The 23,181-nt window shown below is 69.9% G+C and carries 18 protein-coding genes and 1 tRNA gene; 17 read left to right on the forward strand and 2 right to left on the reverse strand.

Going from position 1 to position 23,181, the window contains the following annotated elements; all coding sequences use genetic code 11:
* The first annotated feature begins 29 nt into the window (after positions 1–29).
* The 10 genes from IF655_RS17380 to IF655_RS17425 all read left to right on the forward strand — a co-directional run bounded on the left by IF655_RS17380 (position 30) and on the right by IF655_RS17425 (position 13,324).
* Complete coding sequence (locus IF655_RS17380; protein ID WP_199585724.1) at positions 30–1,646, forward strand: carboxyl transferase domain-containing protein; 1,617 nt, start codon at positions 30–32, stop codon at positions 1,644–1,646.
* A gap of 14 nt (positions 1,647–1,660) precedes the next feature.
* Entirely contained in the window at positions 1,661–3,670 is a 2,010-nt protein-coding gene (locus IF655_RS17385) for an acetyl/propionyl/methylcrotonyl-CoA carboxylase subunit alpha (RefSeq protein WP_199585725.1), read from the forward strand.
* The gene (locus IF655_RS17390; protein WP_199585726.1) at positions 3,667–4,623 is read left to right on the forward strand and encodes a hydroxymethylglutaryl-CoA lyase; all 957 of its coding nucleotides are present in this window, start codon (positions 3,667–3,669) and stop codon (positions 4,621–4,623) included. The genes IF655_RS17385 and IF655_RS17390 overlap by 4 nt, the downstream gene beginning before the upstream one ends.
* 5 nt (positions 4,624–4,628) lie before the next feature.
* Positions 4,629–5,789: an acyl-CoA dehydrogenase family protein gene (locus IF655_RS17395; protein ID WP_199585727.1), complete on the forward strand. Its 1,161-nt coding sequence runs from the start codon at positions 4,629–4,631 to the stop codon at positions 5,787–5,789.
* A gap of 124 nt (positions 5,790–5,913) precedes the next feature.
* Positions 5,914–6,378, forward strand: a complete 465-nt coding sequence (locus tag IF655_RS17400) for a hypothetical protein (protein WP_242488782.1) — start codon at positions 5,914–5,916, stop codon at positions 6,376–6,378.
* Positions 6,379–6,506: 128 nt separating this feature from the next.
* Positions 6,507–7,550 carry an ABC transporter substrate-binding protein gene (locus IF655_RS17405; RefSeq protein ID WP_199585728.1) on the forward strand — a complete coding sequence of 348 codons (1,044 nt, stop codon included), beginning with the start codon at positions 6,507–6,509 and terminating at the stop codon, positions 7,548–7,550.
* Positions 7,551–8,327: 777 nt separating this feature from the next.
* Positions 8,328–9,770 (forward strand): lysine decarboxylase DesA, encoded by a 1,443-nt coding sequence (desA, locus tag IF655_RS17410; RefSeq protein WP_199585729.1) that lies wholly within the window; start codon positions 8,328–8,330, stop codon positions 9,768–9,770.
* Entirely contained in the window at positions 9,754–11,028 is a 1,275-nt protein-coding gene (locus tag IF655_RS17415; protein ID WP_199585730.1) for a lysine N(6)-hydroxylase/L-ornithine N(5)-oxygenase family protein, read from the forward strand. Before desA ends, IF655_RS17415 begins: the two co-directional genes overlap by 17 nt.
* Positions 11,025–11,558, forward strand: a complete 534-nt coding sequence (locus tag IF655_RS17420; protein WP_199585731.1) for a GNAT family N-acetyltransferase — start codon at positions 11,025–11,027, stop codon at positions 11,556–11,558. Before IF655_RS17415 ends, IF655_RS17420 begins: the two co-directional genes overlap by 4 nt.
* On the forward strand, positions 11,555–13,324 hold the full coding sequence (locus IF655_RS17425; protein ID WP_199585732.1) for an IucA/IucC family siderophore biosynthesis protein: 1,770 nt from the start codon (positions 11,555–11,557) through the stop codon (positions 13,322–13,324). Before IF655_RS17420 ends, IF655_RS17425 begins: the two co-directional genes overlap by 4 nt.
* 82 nt (positions 13,325–13,406) lie before the next feature.
* On the opposite strand, the gene IF655_RS17430 is transcribed toward IF655_RS17425, so the two are convergent.
* On the reverse strand, positions 13,407–14,990 hold the full coding sequence (locus IF655_RS17430; RefSeq protein WP_199585864.1) for a metallophosphoesterase family protein: 1,584 nt from the start codon (positions 14,988–14,990) through the stop codon (positions 13,407–13,409).
* Between the two features lie 165 nt (positions 14,991–15,155).
* On the opposite strand from IF655_RS17430, the gene IF655_RS17435 reads away from it, so the two are divergent.
* The gene (locus IF655_RS17435) at positions 15,156–15,413 is read left to right on the forward strand and encodes a hypothetical protein (protein ID WP_199585733.1); all 258 of its coding nucleotides are present in this window, start codon (positions 15,156–15,158) and stop codon (positions 15,411–15,413) included.
* Positions 15,414–15,440: 27 nt separating this feature from the next.
* Positions 15,441–17,258, forward strand: a complete 1,818-nt coding sequence (gene glmS, locus IF655_RS17440; RefSeq protein WP_199585734.1) for a glutamine--fructose-6-phosphate transaminase (isomerizing) — start codon at positions 15,441–15,443, stop codon at positions 17,256–17,258.
* A 232-nt stretch (positions 17,259–17,490) separates the two neighbouring features.
* On the opposite strand, the gene IF655_RS17445 is transcribed toward glmS, so the two are convergent.
* Positions 17,491–18,018 carry a universal stress protein gene (locus tag IF655_RS17445; protein WP_199585735.1) on the reverse strand — a complete coding sequence of 176 codons (528 nt, stop codon included), beginning with the start codon at positions 18,016–18,018 and terminating at the stop codon, positions 17,491–17,493.
* 395 nt (positions 18,019–18,413) lie between these two features.
* Here IF655_RS17445 and IF655_RS17450 point away from each other — a divergent pair, with 395 nt between their 5' ends.
* The 5 genes from IF655_RS17450 to IF655_RS17470 all read left to right on the forward strand — a co-directional run bounded on the left by IF655_RS17450 (position 18,414) and on the right by IF655_RS17470 (position 23,079).
* Positions 18,414–18,788: a hypothetical protein gene (locus IF655_RS17450; protein ID WP_199585736.1), complete on the forward strand. Its 375-nt coding sequence runs from the start codon at positions 18,414–18,416 to the stop codon at positions 18,786–18,788.
* Between the two features lie 378 nt (positions 18,789–19,166).
* Positions 19,167–20,390, forward strand: a complete 1,224-nt coding sequence (locus IF655_RS17455; protein WP_199585737.1) for a helix-turn-helix domain-containing protein — start codon at positions 19,167–19,169, stop codon at positions 20,388–20,390.
* Between the two features lie 150 nt (positions 20,391–20,540).
* Positions 20,541–21,143: an oligoribonuclease gene (gene orn / locus IF655_RS17460; protein ID WP_199585738.1), complete on the forward strand. Its 603-nt coding sequence runs from the start codon at positions 20,541–20,543 to the stop codon at positions 21,141–21,143.
* A gap of 94 nt (positions 21,144–21,237) precedes the next feature.
* Positions 21,238–21,310: transfer RNA gene (locus IF655_RS17465), tRNA-His, on the forward strand.
* A gap of 584 nt (positions 21,311–21,894) precedes the next feature.
* Positions 21,895–23,079, forward strand: a complete 1,185-nt coding sequence (locus tag IF655_RS17470; RefSeq protein ID WP_199585739.1) for a helix-turn-helix domain-containing protein — start codon at positions 21,895–21,897, stop codon at positions 23,077–23,079.
* Positions 23,080–23,181 lie beyond the last annotated feature (102 nt).

The raw sequence follows: 23,181 nt of genomic DNA on the forward strand, positions 1-23,181 counted from the left end.
GCTCATTAACAAGGTGAGGGGTTCGCAGGATGCACGAGGCACCGGAGCTGACGAGCGCGGCGGATCCCGCGTCGACGGCCTGGCGGGCCAATGAACAGGCCCATCTCGCCCTCGGCGAGGAGCTGCGCGCGAAGCTCGCGCACGCCGCCCTCGGCGGCGGCGAGAAGGCGCGCGCCCGCCACACCGCGCGCGGCAAGCTGCTGCCCAGGGACCGGGTGGACACACTGCTCGACCCCGGCTCCCCCTTCCTGGAGCTGGCCCCCCTCGCGGCCGACGGGATGTACGACGGACAGGCTCCCGCCGCCGGAGTCATCGCCGGGATCGGCATGGTCAGCGGTCGCACCTGCGTGATCGTCGCCAACGACGCCACGGTCAAGGGCGGCACGTACTACCCGATGACGGTCAAGAAGCACCTCCGCGCCCAGGAGGTCGCCCTCGACAACCGCCTCCCCTGCGTCTACCTGGTCGACTCCGGCGGCGCCTTCCTGCCCATGCAGGACGAGGTCTTCCCCGACCGCGACCACTTCGGCCGCATCTTCTACAACCAGGCGCGCATGTCCGCCGCCGGCATCCCGCAGATCGCCGCCGTTCTCGGCTCCTGCACGGCGGGCGGGGCGTACGTCCCGGCGATGAGCGACGAGGCGGTGATCGTCCGCGACCAGGGCACGATCTTCCTCGGCGGTCCCCCGCTGGTGAAGGCGGCCACCGGCGAGGTCGTCACCGCGGAGGAGCTGGGCGGCGGCGAGGTCCACTCCCGCGTCTCCGGCGTCACCGACCACCTCGCGGAGGACGACGCCCACGCGCTGAGGATCGTGCGGAACATCGTCGCCACCCTCCCCGCCCGCAAGGACGCCCCCTGGGAGGTCACGGCGCCCGTCGAGCCCAAGGTGGACCCCTTCGGGCTGTACGGCGCGGTCCCGGTCGACTCCCGCACCCCCTACGACGTCCGCGAGATCATCGCGCGCGTGGTGGACGGCTCGCGCTTCAGCGAGTTCAAGTCCGAGTTCGGCCAGACCCTGGTCACCGGCTTCGCCCGCATCCATGGTCACCCCGTCGGCATCGTCGCCAACAACGGCATCCTCTTCTCCGAGTCCGCCCAGAAGGGCGCCCACTTCATCGAGCTGTGCGACCAGCGCGGCATCCCGCTGGTCTTCCTGCAGAACATCTCCGGCTTCATGGTCGGCAGGGACTACGAGGCGGGCGGCATCGCCAAGCACGGCGCCAAGATGGTCACCGCCGTCGCCTGCACGCGCGTGCCGAAGCTGACGGTCGTGGTCGGCGGTTCGTACGGCGCGGGCAACTACTCGATGTGCGGTCGCGCCTACTCCCCCCGCTTCCTGTGGATGTGGCCCGGCGCCAAGATCTCCGTCATGGGCGGCGAACAGGCCGCGTCCGTGCTCGCCACGGTCAAGCGCGACCAGATGGAGGCGCGCGGCGAGGAGTGGTCCGCCGAGGCGGAGGACGCCTTCAAGGCACCGATCCGCGCGCAGTACGAGGACCAGGGCAGCGCGTACTACGCCACCGCCCGCCTCTGGGACGACGGCGTGATCGACCCGCTGGAGACCCGCCAGGTCCTGGGCCTCGCCCTGACTGCCTGTGCCAACGCGCCGCTGGGAGAGCCCCGGTTCGGCGTCTTCCGGATGTAGCGGGAGGGGAATTCGTGTTCGACACAGTGCTGGTCGCCAACCGGGGCGAGATCGCCGTACGGGTCATCCGTACGCTCCGTGCGCTCGGTGTGCGCTCGGTGGCGGTCTTCTCCGACGCCGACGCGGACGCGCGGCACGTCCGGGAGGCCGACACGGCGGTCCGGATCGGCCCGGCGCCCGCCGGGGAGAGCTATCTGTCGGTGGAGCGGCTGATTGAAGCCGCCGCCCGCACCGGCGCCCAGGCCGTCCACCCGGGGTACGGCTTCCTCGCGGAGAACGCGGGCTTCGCGCGCGCCTGCGAGGAGGCGGGGCTGGTCTTCATCGGTCCGTCCGCCGACGCCATCGCCCTGATGGGCGACAAGATCCGCGCCAAGGAGACGGTCGCGGCGGCCGGGGTCCCGGTCGTGCCGGGCTCCAGCGGCAGCGGGCTGACCGACGCCCAACTGGCCGACGCGGCGCGGGAGATCGGTACCCCGGTGCTGCTCAAGCCCTCGGCGGGCGGCGGCGGCAAGGGGATGCGTCTCGTCCGGGACGTCTCCGCCCTGGAGGAGGAGATCGCGGCCGCCCGCCGCGAGGCCCGCACCTCCTTCGGCGACGACACCCTGCTGGTGGAGCGGTGGATCGACCGCCCCCGGCACATCGAGATCCAGGTGCTCGCGGACGGGCACGGCAACGTCGTCCACCTCGGTGAGCGCGAGTGCTCGCTCCAGCGGCGCCACCAGAAGGTCATCGAGGAGGCGCCCAGCGTCCTGCTCGACGAGGCGACCCGCGCCGCGATGGGCGAGGCGGCCGTGCAGGCGGCGCGCTCGTGCGGGTACCGGGGCGCGGGCACGGTGGAGTTCATCGTGCCGGGCGGCGACCCCTCCTCCTACTACTTCATGGAGATGAACACCCGCCTCCAGGTCGAGCACCCGGTCACCGAGCTGGTCACCGGACTGGACCTGGTCGAGTGGCAGCTCCGGGTCGCCGCCGGTGAGCGGCTGGGCTTCGCCCAGGAGGACGTGACGCTGACCGGGCACGCGGTGGAGGCGCGCGTCTGCGCGGAAGACCCTGCCCGAGGCTTCCTCCCCTCCGGCGGCACCGTCCTGCTGCTCCGCGAACCGCAGGGCGACGGGGTCCGCACGGACTCCGGTCTCTCCGAGGGCACCGAGGTCGGCAGCCTGTACGACCCGATGCTGTCCAAGGTCATCGCCTACGGCCCCGACCGCGCGACGGCTCTGCGGAAGCTGCGCGGCGCCCTGGCGGAGACGGTCACCCTGGGCGTCCCGACCAACGCGGGGTTCCTGCGGCGGCTGCTGGCGCATCCGGCGGTGGTGGCGGGCGAGCTGGACACGGGTCTTGTGGAGCGGGTGGTGGACGAGCTGGTCACCACCGAGGTGCCGGAGGAGGTGTACGCGGCGGCAGCGCTGTTGCGACAGACGGCGCTCGCCCCGGCGGCCGGGACCGGCTGGGTGAATCCGTTCGGCGCAGCCGATGGGTGGCGGCTCGGTGGTGCGCGCGCTTGGACGCCTCACCCCCTGCGGGCGCCGGGCCAAGAGCCGGTGACCGTGCGCGTACGCCGCACCGCCGACGGCGGGACCGAGCTGCTTCCGGACGGCGCGGACACCCCGGTCCGGGTGACCCCAGGGGCCTTCTCGGCGGACGGGCACCGCTTCGCGTTCGAGCTGGACGGGGTGTCGTACACCTTCGCCACGCCGCCGGACGGCACTTGGCTCGGCCGGGACGGCGACGCCTGGCAGGTCCGGGACCACGACCCCGTCGTCGCCTCCCTCACCCGCTCCGCGCACGCGGGCGCCGACTCGCTGACCGCGCCCATGCCCGGCACGGTGACCGTGGTGAAGGTGGCCGTGGGCGACGAGGTGGAGGCGGGGCAGAGCCTGCTGGTCGTGGAGGCGATGAAGATGGAGCACGTCGTCTCCGCCCCGCACGCGGGCACGGTCGCCGAACTCGACGTGACCCCCGGCAGCACGGTCGCCATGGACCAGGTCCTGGCGGTCATCGAGCCGAAGGAGACGGCGGAGTGAGCACCGAGGGACTGCCCATGGTCGTACCGGCGCCGGATCTCCCGGCCCGGGTGCGCATCCACGAGGTGGGCGCGCGCGACGGACTGCAGAACGAGAAGACGGCCGTACCGACGGCGGTGAAGGCGGAGTTCGTGCGCCGCCTGGCCGACGCGGGTCTGACCACCATCGAGGCGACCAGCTTCGTGCACCCCAAGTGGGTGCCCCAACTGGCCGACGCGGAGGAGCTGTTCCCGCTCCTCGGCGATCTGGACGCGGACCTCCCGGTGCTGGTGCCCAACCAGCGCGGTCTGGACCGTGCCCTCGCGCTCGGCGCCCGCCGGATCGCGGTGTTCGCGAGCGCCACCGAGTCCTTCGCCAAGGCCAACCTCAACCGCTCGGTGGACGAGTCGCTGGCCGTCTTCGAGCCGGTGGTGCGGCAGGCGAAGGACGCGGGCGCCCACGTACGCGGCTATGTGTCGATGTGCTTCGGCGACCCGTGGGAGGGCGCCGTCCCGCTCCACCAGGTCGTCAAGGTGTGCACGGCGCTCATGGACATGGGCTGCGACGAGCTGAGCCTCGGCGACACCATCGGGGTGGCCACCCCGGGCCATGTGCTCGAACTGCTCGCCCTGCTCAACGAGTCGGGCGTGCCGACCAACGCCCTCGGCGTGCACTTCCACGACACCTACGGCCAGGCGCTCGCCAACACCTTCGCCGCCCTCCAGCACGGGGTGACCACCGTGGACGCCTCCGCCGGGGGTCTGGGCGGCTGCCCCTACGCCAAGTCCGCCACCGGGAACCTCGCCACCGAGGACCTGGTCTGGATGCTGCACGGCCTCGGCATCGAGACCGGGGTCGATCTCGACCGCCTGACCGCCACCAGCGTGTGGATGGCCGGGCACCTGGGCCGCCCGAGCCCCTCCCGAACCGTCCGCGCCCTCGGCAACACGACTCAGCCCGACAAGGACCAGTGATCAGCATGGACCACCGTCTCAGCCCCGAGCTGGAGGAACTCCGCCGCACGGTGGAGGAGTTCGCGCACGACGTCGTGGCGCCGAAGATCGGCGACTTCTACGAGCGGCACGAGTTCCCGTACGAGATCGTCCGCGAGATGGGCCGCATGGGTCTGTTCGGGCTGCCGTTCCCGGAGGAGTACGGCGGCATGGGCGGCGACTATCTGGCGCTCGGCATCGCGCTGGAGGAGCTGGCCCGGGTCGACTCGTCCGTGGCCATCACCCTGGAGGCGGGCGTCTCGCTGGGCGCCATGCCGATCCACCTCTTCGGCACCGAGGAGCAGAAGGCCGAGTGGCTGCCCCGGCTGTGCGCGGGCGAGATCCTCGGCGCGTTCGGGCTGACCGAGCCGGACGGCGGCAGCGACGCCGGTGCCACGCGCACCACGGGCCGCCTGGACCCGGACACGAACGAATGGGTGATCAACGGCTCCAAGTGCTTCATCACCAACTCGGGCACGGACATCACCGGGTTGGTCACGGTCACCGCGGTCACCGGTCGCAAGCCCGACGGCAAGCCGCTGATCTCCGCGATCATCGTCCCCTCCGGCACCCCGGGCTTCACGGTCGCGGCGCCGTACTCCAAGGTCGGCTGGAACGCCTCCGACACCCGCGAACTGTCCTTCCAGGACGTGCGCGTCCCCGCCGCCAACCTGCTCGGCGAGGAGGGCCGCGGCTACGCCCAGTTCCTCCGCATCCTGGACGAGGGGCGCATCGCCATCGCCGCCCTCGGCACCGGGCTCGCCCAGGGCTGCGTGGACGAGTCGGTGCGCTACGCCAAGGAGCGGCACGCCTTCGGCCGTCCCATCGGCACCAACCAGGCCATCCAGTTCAAGCTGGCCGACATGGAGATGAAGGCGCACACCGCCCGCCTCGCCTGGCGCGACGCGGCTGCCCGCCTGGTCGCCGGTGAACCCTTCAAGAAGGAAGCCGCCATCGCCAAGCTCTACTCCTCCACGGTCGCCGTCGACAACGCCCGCGACGCCACCCAGATCCACGGCGGCTACGGCTTCATGAACGAGTACCCGGTCGCCCGCATGTGGCGCGACTCCAAGATCCTGGAGATCGGCGAGGGCACGAGCGAGGTCCAGCGCATGCTGATCGCCCGCGAACTGGGTCTGACGGGCTGAGGTTCCGACGATCCGCTCCGCCGCCTCCGGCCCGCCGCCGAGGTGATCGCGGGGGTGACACATCCCACCCCCGCGATCACCTGATGTCACGTCAACTACGCTATTTCTCAGTAGGTTTGGGACCATGACGTCTCAAGTCGTACGTCCCGCACGCCCCCGCTCGCGGGCACTCGCCGCCCTCGCCCTGACCGCGTTCCTGGTCGGCGGGGGCACCGGCTGCTCGGTGCTGGAGGACACCGCGCGCCCGGACGGCACGACCCGGGCGGCGGAGAGGCTCCCCGCCGACCAGGACCGGACGCGCTCGAAGGCGAACGCGCGGGAGTTCCGGACCTGGACCGCCGCGCACGGCACCGACGCGCAGAAGTCGGCGGCTGCCCGCGTGGACCGCATCGTCGGCACCTGGGACGCACACGCGGGCAACGCCTATGTCGCCACGGACATCGGCGGCGGACGTACCCCGGTCGCGGACCCGCAGGGCGCGGCGGACGCCATCGCGGAGGCGTTCGCCTCGTGGAAGGACTCCACGGCCGGATTCGTCTCCGTCTACGACGTCTACGGCAACGCCGTCGTCACGAATCACAGGTTCTGACGGCCCATCGGGCATCACTTGCGCACCGGAAGGCCCCTGCCACCCCCTGGACAAAGGGCAAGGTTAGGCTAACCTTGCCCCGAACCAGTCCGGCGGGCGATCAAGCCCCGGTCGAAAGCAGTCACTCCATGTCCCACACGCGTACCACCCTCACTCGTCGCGGTCTGCTCGCCGCGGGCGGCGCTCTCGGGCTCGGCGTCGCGCTCGCCGCCTGCGGGGACGACAAGGGCAAGAGCGGTGGCTCCGAGGGGCAGTCCAAGCCCGGCAAGTCCGGCGCGTGGAGCTACAAGGACGACCGCGGCACCACCGTGAAGCTGGACAGCGTCCCGACGAAGATCGTCGCCTTCACCGGCATAGCCGCCGCGCTCCACGACTACGGCGTCGAGGTCAAGGGCGTGTTCGGCCCGACCACGACGAAGGACGGCAAGGCGGACGTGCAGGCGGGCGACCTGGACGTCAAGAAGCTCACGGTCTTCGGCAACGTCTGGGACCAGTTCAACATCGAGAAGTACGCCGCCTTCGGTCCCGAGGTCCTCATCTCCACGACCTACGACGCCAAGGGCACCCTCTGGTACGTGCCGCAGGAGTCCGCCTCGAAGATCGCCAAGCTGGCGCCGAGCGTCGCGATCTCCGTCTTCGACCGCCCGCTGTCCAAGCCGCTCCAGCGCGTGTGGGAGCTGGCCGAGTCGCTGGGCGCGGACATGAAGGCCGCCGAGGTGACCGCGGCGAAGAAGCGCTTCGAGGACGCCTCCGAGCGGCTGCGCAAGGCCGCGAAGTCCCGCCCGGAGATCAAGGTCATGGCCGGTTCCGCCGCGCCGACCGTCTTCTACGTCTCCGGCACGAACCTCTCCGCCGACCTGGAGTACTTCAAGTCCCTCGGCGTGAACTTCGTCGAGCCCTCGGAGTCCGCCAAGAAGGCGACCGGCGGCTGGTTCGAGACGCTGAGCTGGGAGAACGTCGACAAGTACAAGGCCGACATCATCATGATGGACGACCGCACCTCCGCCCTCCAGCCCGCCGACATCACCAAGGCGACCTGGAAGAAGCTCCCCGCCGTCAAGGCCGGCCAGGTCATCCCGCGCTCCGCCGAGCCGATCCTGTCCTACGCCAAGTGCGCCCCGCTCCTCGAGAACCTCGCGAAGGCCATCGAGACGGCGAAGAAGGTCGGCTGAGCCGTCCTTTCCTGACCTTCAGGAGCCCCGCATGACGACGGCCCCGGCCGCCCCGTTCCCCAGCCCGTCCCACCGGGCTTCACGGAAGGGGCGGCCGGGTTCGTGTACGGGACGGCTCGCCGCCGGGGCGGAGCGGTCGGGTGCGCGTGCGGCACGACTGACGTCACGTGCGGAGCGGCCGGATTCGCCTACGGGGCGCGCCATTTCACGTGCCGACCGCGCCGCCATCGCGCCGGAGCGACCGGGTTCGCGTGCGAGACGGCCGGATTCGCCTGCGGGACGACCCGGTTCGGGTACGGACGGCGCGGCTCACGTGCGGGACGGTCACTCACGCACGGAGCGAACCGCCACCGCGACACAGCGGGCTGAACACCGGGACGGTGCAGGGGCGATGACGCCGAATCCCACCTGTCCCGCCCAGCCCCGCGCCGCCGCCGGAGACGGGGTCGGACTCACCCGGCCCGCACCCACCCCCCGCCAATTCACCAGGCTCACCACCAAGAGCCGCACCCCCGCTCCCCCGCGAGCGGTCATCGGCAGCCCGGTCCAGCCCCACAGACGGCCGACCACGTAGCAAGCCCGCACCGGCAGCGCACCCCGGTACCCCCACGTGAGCGAGCGCGGGCAACCGCACCCCCCGCCCCCGCCCGCCAAAGCCGAGCGCCGCGCCGACGTGACTCCCGTCACCGCACCCCCGTGATCACTCGCGAGCTAACTTAGGTTAGGCTAACCTAAGTTGATGTTCCCGCACGGACAGTCCCCTCGGAGGACCCCCACATGCGCTCGCACCTGCTCAATGGCCTCACCGCGGAGCACTACCGCCGCTCCGTGACCGAAGGAGTAGAGCGGGTGGCTGCCAAACTGGCCACCACCGAACGTCCGTTCACCGGCGTCACCGTCGACGACCTCACCCCCCGCATCGACGCCGTCGACCTGGACCGCCCGCTCGGCGACACCGCCGCCGTCCTGGACGAGCTGGAGGAGCTGTACCTCCGCGACGCCGTCTACTTCCACCACCCCCGCTACCTCGCCCACCTCAACTGCCCGGTCGTCATACCGGCGGTGCTCGGCGAGGCGGTGCTCTCCGCCGTCAACTCCTCCCTGGACACCTGGGACCAGTCGGCGGGCGGCACGCTCATCGAGCGGAAACTGATCGACTGGACCACCGAGCGCATCGGTCTCGGTGAGAACGCCGACGGGGTCTTCACCTCCGGCGGCAGCCAGTCCAACCTCCAGGCGCTGCTGCTCGCCCGCGAGGAGACCAAGACCGAATCGCTCGACAAACTGCGGGTGTTCGCCTCCGAGGTGAGCCACTTCAGCGTGAAGAAGTCCGCGAAACTGCTCGGTCTCGGACCCGACGCCGTCGTGACCATCCCCGTGGACCACGACAAGCGGATGCACACCGTCGCGCTCGCCCACGAGCTGGAGCGCTGTGCGCAGGACGGTCTTGTCCCGATGGCCGTCGTCGCCACCGCGGGCACCACCGACTTCGGCTCCATCGACCCGCTGCCCGAAATCGCCGAGCTGTGCGAGCAGTTCGGCGTGTGGATGCACGTCGACGCCGCGTACGGCTGCGGACTGCTCACCTCACTGAAGCACCGCGACCGCCTCAGCGGCATCGAGCGCGCCGACTCGGTCACCGTGGACTACCACAAGTCCTTCTTCCAGCCGGTGAGTTCGTCCGCCCTCCTGGTGCGCGACGTGGCCACCCTGCGGCACGCCACCTACCACGCGGAGTACCTCAACCCCCGCCGCATGGTCCAGGAGCGCATCCCCAACCAGGTCGACAAGTCCCTCCAGACCACGCGCCGTTTCGACGCGCTCAAGCTCTGGATGACGCTGCGCGTGATGGGCGCCGACGGCATCGGCGAACTCTTCGATGAGGTCTGCGAACTGGCCCGGGAGGGCTGGAAGCTCCTTGCCACCGACCCCCGTTACGACGTGGTCGTCGAGCCCACCCTCTCCACCCTCGTCTTCCGCTACATCCCGGCCGGTGTCACCGACCCCGCCGAGATCGACCGCGCCAACCTCTATGCCCGCAAGGCCCTGTTCGCCTCCGGTGACGCCGTCGTCGCGGGCACCAAGGTCGGCGGACGTCACTACCTGAAGTTCACCCTGCTCAACCCCGAGACCACCGCGGCCGACATCGCCGCCGTCCTCGATCTGATCGCCGGCCACGCCGAGCAGTACCTGGGAGAGTCCCTTGACCGCGCTTCCTGAAGCCAGCCCCGTCCTTGACTTCGTGGGGATCGGCCTCGGTCCCTTCAACCTCGGACTGGCCTGCCTCACCGAGCCCATCGACGAGCTGAACGGCGTCTTCCTCGACTCCAAGCCGGACTTCGAGTGGCACGCCGGGATGTTCCTCGACGGCGCCCACCTCCAGACGCCGTTCATGTCGGACCTGGTCACCCTGGCCGACCCGACCTCGCCGTACTCCTTCCTCAACTACCTGAAGGAGAAGGGCCGTCTGTACTCGTTCTACATCCGCGAGAACTTCTACCCGCTGCGGGTCGAGTACGACGACTACTGCCGCTGGGCCGCCAACAAGCTGACCAGCGTGCGGTTCAACACCACGGTCACCGAAGTCCGTCACGAGGACGGCGTGTACGCCGTGCACACCGACGCCGGTGACACCTACCGCGCCAAGCACCTGGTCCTCGGCACCGGCACCCCGCCGTACATCCCCGAGGCGTGCCAGGACCTCGGCGGCGACTTCCTGCACAACTCCCGCTATCTCCAGCACAAGGCGGAGCTGCAGAAGAAGCGCTCCATCACCCTGGTCGGCAGCGGGCAGTCGGCGGCGGAGATCTACTACGACCTGCTCAGCGAGATCGACGTCCACGGCTACCGGCTGAACTGGGTCACCCGCTCCCCGCGCTTCTTCCCGCTCGAGTACACCAAGCTCACGCTGGAGATGACCTCCCCGGAGTACATCGACTACTTCCACGCGCTCCCGGAGGACACCCGCTACCGGCTCGCCACCGCGCAGAAGGGTCTGTTCAAGGGCATCGACGGCGAGCTGATCAACGAGATCTTCGACCTGCTCTACCAGAAGAACCTCGGCGGCCCGGTCCCCACCCGCCTCCTCACCAACTCCGCCCTCACGAGCGCCCGTTACGAGGACGGCACCTACAGCCTCGCCTTCCGCCAGGAGGAGCAGGGCAAGGACTTCGAGCTGGAGAGCGACGGCCTGGTCCTCGCCACCGGCTACCAGTACCGCGAGCCGGAGTTCCTCAAGCCGGTCCGCGACCGCCTGCGCTACGACTCCCACGGCAACTTCGACATCGCCCGCAACTACGCGATCGACACCACGGGCCGGGGCGTCTTCCTCCAGAACGCCGGCGTCCACACCCACAGCGTGACCAGCCCCGACCTGGGCATGGGCCCCTACCGGAACGCCTCCATCATCCGCGACCTGCTCGGCAGGGAGTACTACCCGGTGGAGAAGACCATCGCCTTCCAGGAGTTCGCCGTATGACCTTCACGATCCGTCCCCTCGACCCCCTGAAGGACGCCAGTCTCGTCCACGGCTGGGTCACGGACCCGAAGGCCGCGTTCTGGATGATGCAGGACGCGCGGCTCGTCGACGTCGAGCGTGCCTACATGGAGATCGCGGCCGACGCGCACCACCACGCCTTCATCGGGCTGGACGAGTCCGGGGTGCCGGCTTTCCTGATGGAGAGCTACGACCCCGCGCACCGGGAGCTGGTCGGGCTGTACGAGCCCGAGGAGGGCGATGTCGGGATGCACTTCCTGGTGCCGCCCACGGACACGCCTGTGCACGGGTTCACCCGGTCGGTGATCACGGCTGTGATGGCGCATCTGTTCGCGGACCCGGCGACCCGGCGCGTGGTCGTGGAGCCGGACGTGCACAACAAGGCGGTGCACGTGCTGAACGAGGCTGTCGGCTTCGAGGCAGTGCGGGAGATAGAGAAGCCGGAGAAGCGGGCGTTGCTGAGTTTCTGCACGCGGGAGCGGTTCGAGGCGGCGACGGGGGTGGCCGCGTGACGCTCGCCGATTCCGTCGCCCACCTCTCCCCCGAGCGCTGGGAGCAGGCCAACCGCCTGCTCATCCGCAAGGCGCTCGCGGAGTTCGCCCACGAGCGGCTGCTCACGCCCGAGGAGGACGGGGAGGGGTACGTCGTCCGTAGCGACGACAAGCTCACCTCGTACCGCTTCTCCGCCGTCCGCCGGGGACTCGACCACTGGCAGGTCGACGCCGGTTCGATCACCCGGCACCGGGACGGCTCCGAACTCCCGCTCGCCGCCCTGGACTTCTTCATCGAGTTCAAGGAAGCGCTCGGGCTGAGCGAGGAGATCCTGCCGGTCTATCTGGAGGAGATCTCCTCCACCCTGTCCGGCACCTGCTACAAGCTCACCAAGCCCCGCGTCACCGCGAAGGAGCTGGCGACCGGCTCGTTCCAGGAGATCGAGACCGGGATGACCGAGGGTCACCCGTGCTTCGTCGCGAACAACGGGCGGCTCGGCTTCGGTGTGCACGAGTATCTGGCGTACGCGCCGGAGACCGCGAGCCCGGTGCAACTGGTCTGGCTGGCCGCGCACCGCTCGCGGGCGGCGTTCACCGCCGGGGCGGGCGTCGAGTACGAGGAGTTCTTCCGGCGGGAGCTGGGGGATGCCACCCTGGAGCGGTTCCGGGGCGTGCTCACCGGGCAGGGTCTGGACCCGGAGGACTATCTGCTGATCCCGGTCCACCCCTGGCAGTGGTGGAACAAGCTCAGCGTGACGTTCGCCGCCGAGGTGGCGCGCCGCCATCTGGTGTGCCTGGGCGAGGGCGAGGACGAGTATCTGGCCCAGCAGTCCATCCGGACGTTCTTCAACACCTCGCACCCGGAGAAGAACTATGTGAAGACGGCTCTGTCCGTCCTCAACATGGGCTTCATGCGCGGTCTTTCCGCCGCCTACATGGAGGCGACCCCGGCGATCAACGACTGGCTGGCGCAGTTGATCGAGAGCGACCCGGTGCTGCGGGAGACGGGTCTGACGATCATCCGCGAGCAGGCGGCCGTCGGCTACCGGCACCTGGAGTACGAGCAGGCGACCGACCGCTACTCGCCGTACCGCAAGATGCTGGCAGCGCTGTGGCGGGAGTCCCCGGTGTCCCGGCTCGCCGAGGGCGAGTCGCTGGCGACCATGGCATCCCTGCTCCACACCGACCAGGACGGCGCCTCCTTCGCGGGCGCGCTGATCGAGCGCTCGGGGCAGACGCCCGTGGACTGGCTGCGCGACTATCTGCGGGCGTACTACGTGCCGCTGCTGCACAGCTTCTACGCCTACGACCTGGTGTTCATGCCGCACGGCGAGAACGTGATCCTGGTGCTCAAGGACGGCGCGGTCCGGCGCGCGGTGTACAAGGACATCGCGGAGGAGATCGCCGTGATGGACCCGGACGCGGTGCTGCCGCCCGAGGTCCGGCGCATCCGGGTCGAGGTGCCCGAGGACACGAAGCTGCTGTCGATCTTCACGGACGTCTTCGACTGCTTCTTCCGCTTCCTGGCGTCCAACCTGGCCGCCGAGGGCGTCCTGACCGAGGACGCGTTCTGGGGCACGGTCGCGGAGGTCACCCGGGAGTACCAGGCGGCGAACCCGCAGCTCACGGAGAAGTTCGCGCAGTACGACATGTTCGCCCCCGAGTTCGCGCTGTCCTGCCTGAACCGGCTCCAGTTGCGCAACAACAAGCAGATGGTGGACCTCGCCGACCCCTCCGGCGCGCTCCAGCTCATCGGCACCCTGGAGAACCCGCTCGCCGGGCGCTGAGGGCTCCCACCAGGGAGCAGAAGCGACGGGCACCCCGGAGTACGGTCCTCCGGGGTGCCCGTTTCCCGTGCCGCTCGACGCGTTACTTCGCCTTGCGCGCCACCGTGAAGTGGTCGATCCGCTCGCCGGTCTCCGCGATGCCGGACACGGTCAGCTTCGCCGTGTGCCCCTTCGGCGCGGGTGTGACGTCCACGCGCAGGAAGGAGTAGTCGAGGTAGCGCACCCGGGACCAGGTGACGGACTCGTTGTGCTTGCCGTCCTTGAGGTTGACGAAGGAGGCGACCGACTCGACCTCGTGCTCGTGCCCCTCGTAGGAGTCGGGCGCGGTGAAGGCGTACAGGCTGCGCCCGGCGGCACCGGCGGTGACGTAGACGACGCCCTCGCTCTCCGGGTAGGCGGTGCCGCCGATGGGGAGCTTCTTGACGACCTTGTCGCCCTTGATGACGTCGGTGCGCTCGTACTGGTGGTTGTGGCCGTTGATGACCAGGTCCACGGTGTACTTCTCGAACAGCGGCACCCACTCCTGCCGTACCCCGCCCTCGGAGGCGTGGGCGGTGGAGGTGCAGTAGGCGCAGTGGTGGAAGAAGACCACGACGAAGTCCACGTCCTTCGCGGCGCGGTACTTCTTGAGCTGGGTCTCCAGCCACTTGGTCTGGGTGCCGCCGGAGATGCCGAGGTTGGCCGGGATCTCGTAGGAGATGTCGTTGGCGTCGAGCGAGATCACGGCGGTGTTGCCGTAGACGAAGGAGTAGACGCCGGGGAGGTTCTTGCGGTCCGGACCGTTGTCGGGGAGGGTCCAGCGGGCTTCCTCGCCGCCGTAGCCGTTGGGCGAGTACCAGGCTTCCATGTCGTGGTTGCCGTAGGCGGGCATCCACGGGACCTGCTTGGCGACGGACTCGGTCTGGTGCAGGAACTGGTCCCAGGTGCGCGAGTCGAAGCCGGTGTCGGCGGTCTTGCCCGCGCCGGAGGGGTCGCCGTAGGCGATGTCGCCCGCGTGCAGGTGGAAGGCGGGGTTCTGGCCGAGGATCAGGGCGTTGTTGGCGAGTCCGTGGTAGCCGACGCCCTCGTCGCCGAAGGCGGTGAAGGTGAAGGGCTTCTTCCCGGCGGGGGCGGTGGTGAAGGTGCCGAGGGTGCCGAGGAGGTGGGGCGCGGCGGGGTCGAAGCCCTGGTGTCCGACACCGTAGTAATAGGTCTGACCGGGGCGCAGGTGGGTCAGCTTGGCGTGGACGTAGTACTGGGTGTGGTCGCCGCTGGCGCCGACTCCGGCGGGGGTGTAGAGGGTGCGGACCTCGGCCTGGATCTTGCGGGAGAGGTCCCAGGGGTGGGCGCCGATCCGGATGAACGGCCGCTTGACCGCGACGGGCACCTGCCAGGAGACGGTGACCTCGGTGCGCGGGTCGTTGCCCCAGGCGAGATGGCGTCCGAAGGGGGCGACGAGGGCGCCGTCGACGCTCTCGGCGGGGCGGTGGGCGGGGAGCGTGGCGGCGGTACCCGCCGTGGGGGCTGCCGCCTGGGCCGAGGCGCCGGAGACGAACGCGCCGCCGACGACGGTGCCCACCGTCACCGCGCCGCCTCTGATCATGGTCCGCCGGGAGAACCTGGAGCGCAGATACTCGTGCTGCTCGGCCATGCTCATGCGGTCGGCCAGCTTCTCGGGTACGCCCATACGAGGAATGTCCATGTCACCAGAAGGTGCCCGGCGCGGGCGACGCCGCCCAGGACGCGGGGTGGATTTCCGGCTAACAGCACCCCATCGGAGCCCCAACAGGCGCTTGCCCGATTTCGGGCAGGATTCTTGCGAAAGTCGCGATCGTGCCCCAGGATCTACCGGGTGCACGAGGAACTTGTCGATCATCTGACGCGCTCCACCCCGCTGAGCAGGGGCGAAGCGCTGCGGGTGATACAGGACGTGCTGGCGTGGTTCGACGAGACGACCCAGGAGTACGTCCGTCGCCGCCACCGTGAACTGCAGGCCGAGGGGCTGCGGAACACAGCGATCTTCGAACAGATCGAGGCGGACCTGAAATACCGGGCCGTGGCGCCGCCGGAGCTGACGCTCAGGCAACTGCGCCGCATGGTCTACGGCTGAGAAACTCCAGGGTGAGGGAAGACTTATATGTGCGGGATTGTCGGATACATCGGTAAGCGGGACGTCGCCCCGCTGTTGCTTGAGGGTCTGCAGCGCCTGGAGTACCGGGGCTACGACTCGGCGGGCATCGTCGTCTCCTCCCCGAAGTCGGCCGGTCTGAAGATGGTCAAGGCCAAGGGCCGGGTCCGTGACCTGGAGGCCAAGGTCCCCGCGCGCTTCAAGGGCACCACCGGCATCGCCCACACCCGCTGGGCCACCCACGGCGCCCCCTCCGACGTGAACGCCCACCCGCACATGTCGGCCGACGACAAGGTCGCCGTCGTCCACAACGGCATCATCGACAACGCCTCCGACCTGCGCCGCAAGCTGGAGGCGGACGGTGTCGAGTTCCTCTCCGACACCGACACCGAGGTCCTCACCCACCTGATCGCCCGCTCGGCGGCCGAGAAGCTGGAGGACAAGGTCCGCGAGGCGCTGCGCGTCGTCGAGGGCACCTACGGCATCGCCGTCATGCACGCCGACTTCCCCGACCGCATCGTGGTGGCCCGCAACGGCTCCCCCGTCGTGCTCGGCATCGGCGAGAAGGAGATGTTCGTCGCCTCGGACATCGCCGCCCTGGTCACCCACACCCGCCAGATCGTCACCCTGGACGACGGCGAGATGGCCACCCTGAAGGCGGACGACTTCCGCACCTACACCACCGAGGGCACCCGGACCAGCTCCGAGCCCACCACCGTGGAGTGGGAAGCCGCCTCCTACGACATGGGCGGCCACGACACCTACATGCACAAGGAGATCCACGAGCAGGCCGACGCCGTGGACCGCGTGCTGCGCGGCCGCATCGACGACCGCTTCTCCACCGTGCACCTCGGCGGTCTCAACCTGGACGCCCGCGAGGCGCGCCGCATCCGCCGCGTGAAGATCCTCGGCTGCGGCACCTCGTACCACGCGGGCATGATCGGCGCCCAGATGATCGAGGAGCTGGCCCGCATCCCCGCCGACGCCGAGCCCGCCTCCGAGTTCCGCTACCGCAACGCGGTCGTCGACCCCGACACGCTGTACGTCGCGGTCTCCCAGTCCGGTGAGACGTACGACGTACTGGCCGCCGTGCAGGAGCTGAAGCGCAAGGGCGCCCGCGTCCTCGGCGTGGTCAACGTGGTGGGCTCGGCCATCGCCCGCGAGGCGGACGGCGGCATCTACGTGCACGCGGGACCCGAGGTGTGCGTGGTCTCCACCAAGTGCTTCACCAACACCACGGTCGCCTTCGCGCTGCTCGCGCTGCACCTCGGCCGTACCCGTGACCTGTCGGTGCGCGACGGCAAGCGGATCATCGAGGGTCTGCGCAAGCTGCCCGCCCAGATCGCCGAGATCCTCAAGCAGGAGGAGCAGGTCCGCGAGCTGGCCGAGGAGTACGCGCAGAGCCGCTCGATGCTCTTCATCGGCCGCGTCCGGGGCTACCCGGTCGCCCGCGAGGCGTCCCTGAAGCTCAAGGAGATCACCTACATCCACGCCGAGGCGTACCCCGCCTCCGAGCTGAAGCACGGTCCGCTGGCCCTGATCGAGCCCGCCCTGCCGACGGTCGCCATCGTCCCCGACGACGACCTGCTGGAGAAGAACCGCGCCGCCCTTGAGGAGATCAAGGCGCGCAGCGGTCAGATCCTCGCGGTCGCCCACCAGGAGCAGGAGAAGGCGGACCGCACCATCGTGGTCCCGAAGAACGAGGACGAGCTGGACCCGATCCTCATGGGCATCCCGCTCCAGCTTCTCGCCTACCACGCGGCGAAGGTCCTGGGTCGCGACATCGACAAGCCGCGCAACCTCGCCAAGTCGGTGACGGTGGAGTAGTCCACCCGCTCCCTTTCGGAGAACGGACCCCTACGTGCCCGACGTGGGGGTCCATTCCGTGCCGCCCCCTCGGTCGGCGGCCGTCACCCGCCGACGCTGCGACACGCACCGAAGCCCCCGGCGGGTTCATGCCCCGCCGGGGGCTTCCGGACACCTGGTTCAAGAGTCAACCAGGCGCATCAGCAGGCGCGTTGGGGTCTCGTACGCCTTCGCGCGCGCCCCTTACGGGACGTCAGGGGATCACGATCACCGGACGGCGGGCCCGTTTGGCGAGCCGTCCCGCCACCGAGCCGAAGAGCCGGCCGACCAGACCGTGGGTCGAGCCGACCACGATCGCGTCCGCCTCGTACTCCCGCCCGACCTCCTCGAGTTCGTGGCAGATGTCGCCGCCGCGCTCGACCAGGATCCAGGGCACCTCGGCGAGATGGTCCGCGCAGGCCAGCTCCAGACCGAGGACCTCGGTGCGGTGGTCGGGGACGTCGACGAAGACGGGCGGCTCGCAGCCCGCCCACACGGTGGTGGGCAGCCGGTTGGCCACATGGACGATGATCAGGCCGGAGCCGGATCGCCGGGCCACGCCGATCGCGTAGGCGAGGGCGCGCTCGCTGGAGGTGGAGCCGTCGAAGCCGACGACCACTCCGTGCTGGAAGGCGGGATCGCAGGAAGGGCGTGCCTCTTCCGCCGCCAGGGGGTCGGCCGCCGTCGGTTCGGCAACCGGCCGCTTGCGGTCCGCGGGTTCGAAGAATTCGTGACCGGCCATGGCTGTCTCGGCGTTGTGATCCTTTTATGGGAGGGGGACATCGTGCGGCGGAGCTGTGTCCGGGATTCGTCTTCCCAAGCCCATACCCCCAAGGGTACGGCGGCACGCCTCCCGGGCCCAGATCTCCCGCACGCTCCGTGAGCGGCCCTCCGGGGTGCCCCAGGGGGTTCCCCGGAGAATGCACGAGCGACGCCCGGGGCGCAATGGTCGCTGCCCCGTACACGCGGTTTTGTGCGGGATTGGCGGGCGGGTGCGGGACCCGTCCGGGGGCGACGGGTGACCGTTGTACGGAACGCCGATGGGTGACCGTTGTACGGAAATCCGCGCCCGACCGGTGACCGAGCGGGCGCGGCCGCGTTGAACCCGCTGAACCGCAGCCCCCAGGGAGCACCCCGATGCCCGCATCCCGGCCCCGCGCCGCCGCCGCACCGCGCGCCGAGTCGTCGGCGCCGTACGCGTCGTCGGTGCGGTCTGCTCCCTCCGCGCCCTCTGCTGCATCCACGCGGTCCGCGTCGCCCGCGCCGTCCGCCCTGTCCGCGCCGTCCGCGCCGTCCGCGCCGTCCGTGCCGGACACCGTGCGTGACGTGATCGGCTGGGGTGTGTTCGGGTGTCTGCTCGTCCCCGTGGTCCTGCTGTGGTGCGGCACGGCGCCGGTGACCGCCGCCGGCGCGGGTCTGGGGCTCACCGCGGTGACGGGGACATGCTGGGTCCTGTTGCGCCACTTCGAGCGCGCCGCGACGGAGGCGGAACGACAGACACCGGTTGACTGACCGGTTTCCGCGCCTCGGAACGCTGCTTTTCAGCCAACTTCTGAATATCGCTCCGGAGGGGTCGCAACCACCCCTCATCCCCCGTTCCACCTGCACAAACAGGGTCCACGAGACCCCACGCACCCTATGCGGTTTGGCCACCGCGCCGAGGCGTACTTCCCTGCGCGGCCCACGAGTGCAACCCTTCGTGATCGAATGCTTCACGCCAAGTTGTCATGTCGACAATGCGTGACGTGGAGAACTGGCCACCGGCAGACCACGGCAGCCAGTAGATTCGATCTTGACTGTCTTACGGCGGGGGACTCGTGCAGGACCGAGGGGAAACGTGCAGGAGCGACACAACCGAGGAGCCGCGACCACCGAGGGGGGCTTAGCAGTATGAGCCACGACTCCACCGCAGCGCCGGATGCCGCAGCCCGGAAGCTCGCCGGGCGACGCCGCAAGGAGATCGTCGCGGTGCTGCTGTTCAGCGGCGGCCCCATCTTCGAGAGTTCCATACCGCTTTCGGTGTTCGGGATCGACCGCCAGGACGCCGGAGTACCGCGCTACCGACTGCTGGTGTGCGGGGGCGAGGACGGCCCGCTGCGGACCACAGGGGGACTGGAACTCACCGCGCCGCACGGCCTGGAGGCGATCTCCCGCGCGGGGACGGTCGTCGTACCGGCCTGGCGTTCGATCACCTCCCCGCCGCCGGAGGAGGCGCTCGACGCGCTGCGCCGCGCGCACGAGGAGGGGGCCCGCATCGTCGGCCTGTGCACCGGGGCGTTCGTCCTGGCCGCGGCCGGTCTGCTGGACGGCCGCCCGGCGACCACCCACTGGATGTACGCGCCGACGCTGGCCAAGCGCTATCCGTCGGTGCACGTCGATCCACGGGAACTCTTCGTGGACGACGGCGACGTGCTGACCTCCGCGGGGACGGCGGCCGGGATCGACCTCTGTCTCCACATCGTGCGGACGGACCACGGCAACGAGGCGGCGGGCGCGCTCGCCCGGCGCCTGGTGGTCCCGCCGCGCCGCAGTGGCGGTCAGGAGCGCTACCTCGACAGGTCTTTACCCGAGGAGATCGGCGCCGACCCGCTGGCCGAGGTCGTCGCCTGGGCGCTGGAACACCTCCACGAGCAGTTCGACGTGGAGACGCTGGCGGCACGCGCCTACATGAGCCGCCGTACGTTCGACCGGCGGTTCCGCTCGCTCACCGGCAGCGCGCCGCTGCAATGGCTGATCACCCAGCGGGTGCTCCAGGCACAGCGGCTGCTCGAGACCTCGGACTACTCCGTGGACGAGGTCGCGGGGCGGTGCGGTTTCCGCTCGCCGGTCGCGCTGCGCGGGCACTTCCGCCGCCAGCTCGGCTCGTCGCCTGCCGCCTACCGTGCCGCCTACCGGGCCCGCAGGCCCCAGGGCGAACGGCCGGTCGAGCAGGAGTCCCCGCTGCCGCCGCCGCCCGGGGTGTCCGGTGCCGGGGTCGGTCTGGCCGGTCACGGCGTGGTCGGGCAGGTGCCCGCCGTACTGCACTCGGAGCGTGACGGGGGAGTCCCGCTCCAGAGCCGCAGGCACGCGGCGGGTGCGGTGAGTCTGCTGCCGGGGGCGCGGGGCGGGGTCTGACCCGTAGGGGATGCCGTACGGGATGCCGTACGGACCCCGTAGGGATGTCGGCGGGAGGGGAGGAGGCGGAAGTCACACGCCTCCTCCCCTCCCCCATACCTCGCGCACGGCCGGGTTCAGGTGGGGTCGGCTCACCGTAAGGTGAGACACATGAACGATCGCATGGTGTGGATCGACTGCGAGATGACCGGCCTCTCGCTGTCCGACGACGCGCTCATCGAGGTGGCCGCCCTCGTCACCGACTCCGAGCTGAACGTGCTCGGCGAGGGCGTGGACATCGTCATCCGTCCGCCGGACGCCGCGCTGGAGACGATGCCGGAGGTGGTGCGCCAGATGCACACCGCGTCCGGCCTGCTGGAGGAGCTGGCGGGCGGTACGACGCTGGCCGACGCCGAGGGGCAGGTGCTCGCGTACATCCGTGAGCACGTCAAGGAGCCGGGCAAGGCACCGCTGTGCGGCAACTCGGTCGGCACCGACCGCGGCTTCCTGCTGCGCGACATGCCGACGCTGGAGGCGCACCTCCACTACCGCATCGTGGACGTCTCCTCGATCAAGGAGCTGGCGCGGCGCTGGTACCCGAGGGCGTACTTCAACAGCCCGGAGAAGAACGGCAACCACCGCGCGCTCGCCGACATCCGCGAGTCCATCGCCGAGCTGCGCTACTACCGCGAGGCGGTCTTCGTCCCCCAGCCGGGACCGGACTCGGAGACGGCGAAGACGATCGCGGCGAAGTACGTGCTGCCCCGCCCGTAGCCCCCGCAGGGAAACGTGTGCGCGAGCACCCCCGAGAACCCTGTAGACTTCTTCTCGGCCGGTCGGGGAACGACAAGTTCAACCGCCGGTCGTGGTGGGTGTAGCTCAGCTGGCAGAGCACCTGGTTGTGGTCCAGGATGTCGCGGGTTCAAGTCCCGTCACTCACCCTAAATGATCAAGGGCTGACCTGCGAAAGCAGGTCAGCCCTTGATCATTTCTGTGATCCTGGGAACAGTTGGGAACGGAACCCTTCTTGTTCCGCCAACTGGTCAAGGCATACGGCGACAGGTGGCCGCACAGGTGGGTCCGAGGCCGCGGGTTCGTGGGACCGGCGTGGACAAGCGAACGAATGCCGACTACGGGCGACGCGGTTCAGGCGACGATCTGCAATGTCACACCGGACGACATGGCGTTGTGGCTCGCCAACCAGAGGCGAGAGTGCCCCATCCGGCGAAAGAGGGTGAGTGGGTGCGGCGCCCCGCGAGCCCCAAGCGCATCGCCAATTGGCACGGGCTGCCGTACTGCGCCTTCCACGCGGCCACGACCTCGACCTGACGTCCTGAACCTGTGACGTGGCCCCACCCTCCACGCTGGGGGGTGGGGCTGCTTCGTCGTTCTCGGACACATCTCGGCGTACGACAACGGCCCCCGCTTCGCCACATGTGGCGGTAGAGCGGGGGCCGTTGAGCCGGTACCACAGTTGTGGCTCCGGGGTACCGTTCCGAGTGTCGAGTTCAGAACGGAGACCTGTATGCCCCGGCACTCTGAAGAACACACAGGCGCACGCATCAAGCACCTCCGCAAAATCCGTCAACTGACTCAGCGCGAGCTGGCCGACCTTTCTCACGTGTCCTACAGCACACTGACGAAGGTGGAGCAGGGGGTCATGGCGGCCAGCCCGTCGGTGACGGGAGCGCTCGCCCGCGCCTTGTCGGTGGCCGTCTCCGAGCTGAACGGGCAGCCCTACCTCGAGGAGCTGCGGCGCGACCAGCTCGACGGCCTCATCAACCCGATCCGCGAGGCGCTCAACGTCTACGACCTCGGGCCCGACCCTGACGTGGCTCCGCGCCCGATTGAGGATCTGGAGGCGGAGGCCGAGAAGCTGTGCGCCCTGGTCCGCGCCACGAACATCAAGCAGGTCGCCACGGAGCTACCCGCGCTGATCCACGAGACGACGACCGTGGCGCACACCGGCGGCTCCGCACGCACCTGGCAGTTGCTGGCCAGCACCTACCGCACCGCGTACGACGTCACCACCAAGCTCGGCTACCCGGACCTGTGCACCGTCGCGCTGGACCGGATGGACTGGGCGGCACAGCGCGCCTCCGACCCCGTGCTCGGCGGTATGCGCCAGTACCTGCGGGCCCTGGCCTACCTGCGGGCCAGCGACTACAAGACGGGCAAGCGGCTGGTCGGCCTCGGCATGGCGACCCTCGGACAGGCGGAGGCTGGTCGCGTCCGGGACGTCGTCGCCGGACAGCTACACCTGGGCGCGGCGGTCCTCGCCGGCCGGGACAAAGACAAGAACGCCGCCCAGGAGTACCTCGCCGAGGCGGACCGTATCGCGAAGCGCACCGGCCCGGCGGAGACAGTCCACTGGCTCAGCTTCGGGCCCACCAACGTCGGCGTGCACCGGGTGAGCGTGTACGCGGAGCTGGACCTGTACCCGGAGGCAGTGCGCCAGGCGAAGGACATGGTGATCCCCGAAGGCTGGGCGCCATCCCGGTTCGCTCACCATCACGCCGAAGTGGCGCGGGCGCAGATGTGGACCGGCCAGGTCCAGGAGGCATTTCAGAGCTTGCTTGCGGCGCGGAAGCTCGCCCCGCAGCAGACTCGTTACCACCCGACCGTCCGCGAGACGTTCACCGGACTGGAAGCAGCCCAACGCCAACTGCCCGACAGCTTCAGAAACTTCGGCGCCTACCTCGGCATGTAACTGAGCGTCAATCTCTGACCCCGGCTATCAGTGCGGACTGATAGTTGGGGCCTCTTTGCGTCGGCATCCTGCTAACAGACAGGTCCCCGCGACCGTGCGAAC

The sequence above is a fragment of the Streptomyces sp. DSM 110735 genome (assembly GCF_016482685.1).
Classification (GTDB): domain Bacteria; phylum Actinomycetota; class Actinomycetes; order Streptomycetales; family Streptomycetaceae; genus Streptomyces.

What these genes read in the sequence shown, in the direction of transcription:
- IF655_RS17380 (WP_199585724.1), top strand. Translation starts at nt 30, where the DNA reads ATGCACGAGGCACCGGAGCTGACGAGCGCGGCGGATCCCGCGTCGACG.
- IF655_RS17395 (WP_199585727.1), top strand. Translation starts at nt 4,629, where the DNA reads ATGGACCACCGTCTCAGCCCCGAGCTGGAGGAACTCCGCCGCACGGTG.
- IF655_RS17400 (WP_242488782.1), top strand. Translation starts at nt 5,914, where the DNA reads ATGACGTCTCAAGTCGTACGTCCCGCACGCCCCCGCTCGCGGGCACTC.
- IF655_RS17405 (WP_199585728.1), top strand. Translation starts at nt 6,507, where the DNA reads ATGTCCCACACGCGTACCACCCTCACTCGTCGCGGTCTGCTCGCCGCG.
- desA (WP_199585729.1), top strand. Translation starts at nt 8,328, where the DNA reads ATGCGCTCGCACCTGCTCAATGGCCTCACCGCGGAGCACTACCGCCGC.
- IF655_RS17420 (WP_199585731.1), top strand. Translation starts at nt 11,025, where the DNA reads ATGACCTTCACGATCCGTCCCCTCGACCCCCTGAAGGACGCCAGTCTC.
- IF655_RS17430 (WP_199585864.1), bottom strand. Translation starts at nt 14,990, where the DNA reads ATGGGCGTACCCGAGAAGCTGGCCGACCGCATGAGCATGGCCGAGCAG.
- glmS (WP_199585734.1), top strand. Translation starts at nt 15,441, where the DNA reads ATGTGCGGGATTGTCGGATACATCGGTAAGCGGGACGTCGCCCCGCTG.
- IF655_RS17445 (WP_199585735.1), bottom strand. Translation starts at nt 18,018, where the DNA reads ATGGCCGGTCACGAATTCTTCGAACCCGCGGACCGCAAGCGGCCGGTT.
- IF655_RS17450 (WP_199585736.1), top strand. Translation starts at nt 18,414, where the DNA reads ATGCCCGCATCCCGGCCCCGCGCCGCCGCCGCACCGCGCGCCGAGTCG.
- IF655_RS17455 (WP_199585737.1), top strand. Translation starts at nt 19,167, where the DNA reads ATGAGCCACGACTCCACCGCAGCGCCGGATGCCGCAGCCCGGAAGCTC.
- orn (WP_199585738.1), top strand. Translation starts at nt 20,541, where the DNA reads ATGAACGATCGCATGGTGTGGATCGACTGCGAGATGACCGGCCTCTCG.
- IF655_RS17470 (WP_199585739.1), top strand. Translation starts at nt 21,895, where the DNA reads ATGCCCCGGCACTCTGAAGAACACACAGGCGCACGCATCAAGCACCTC.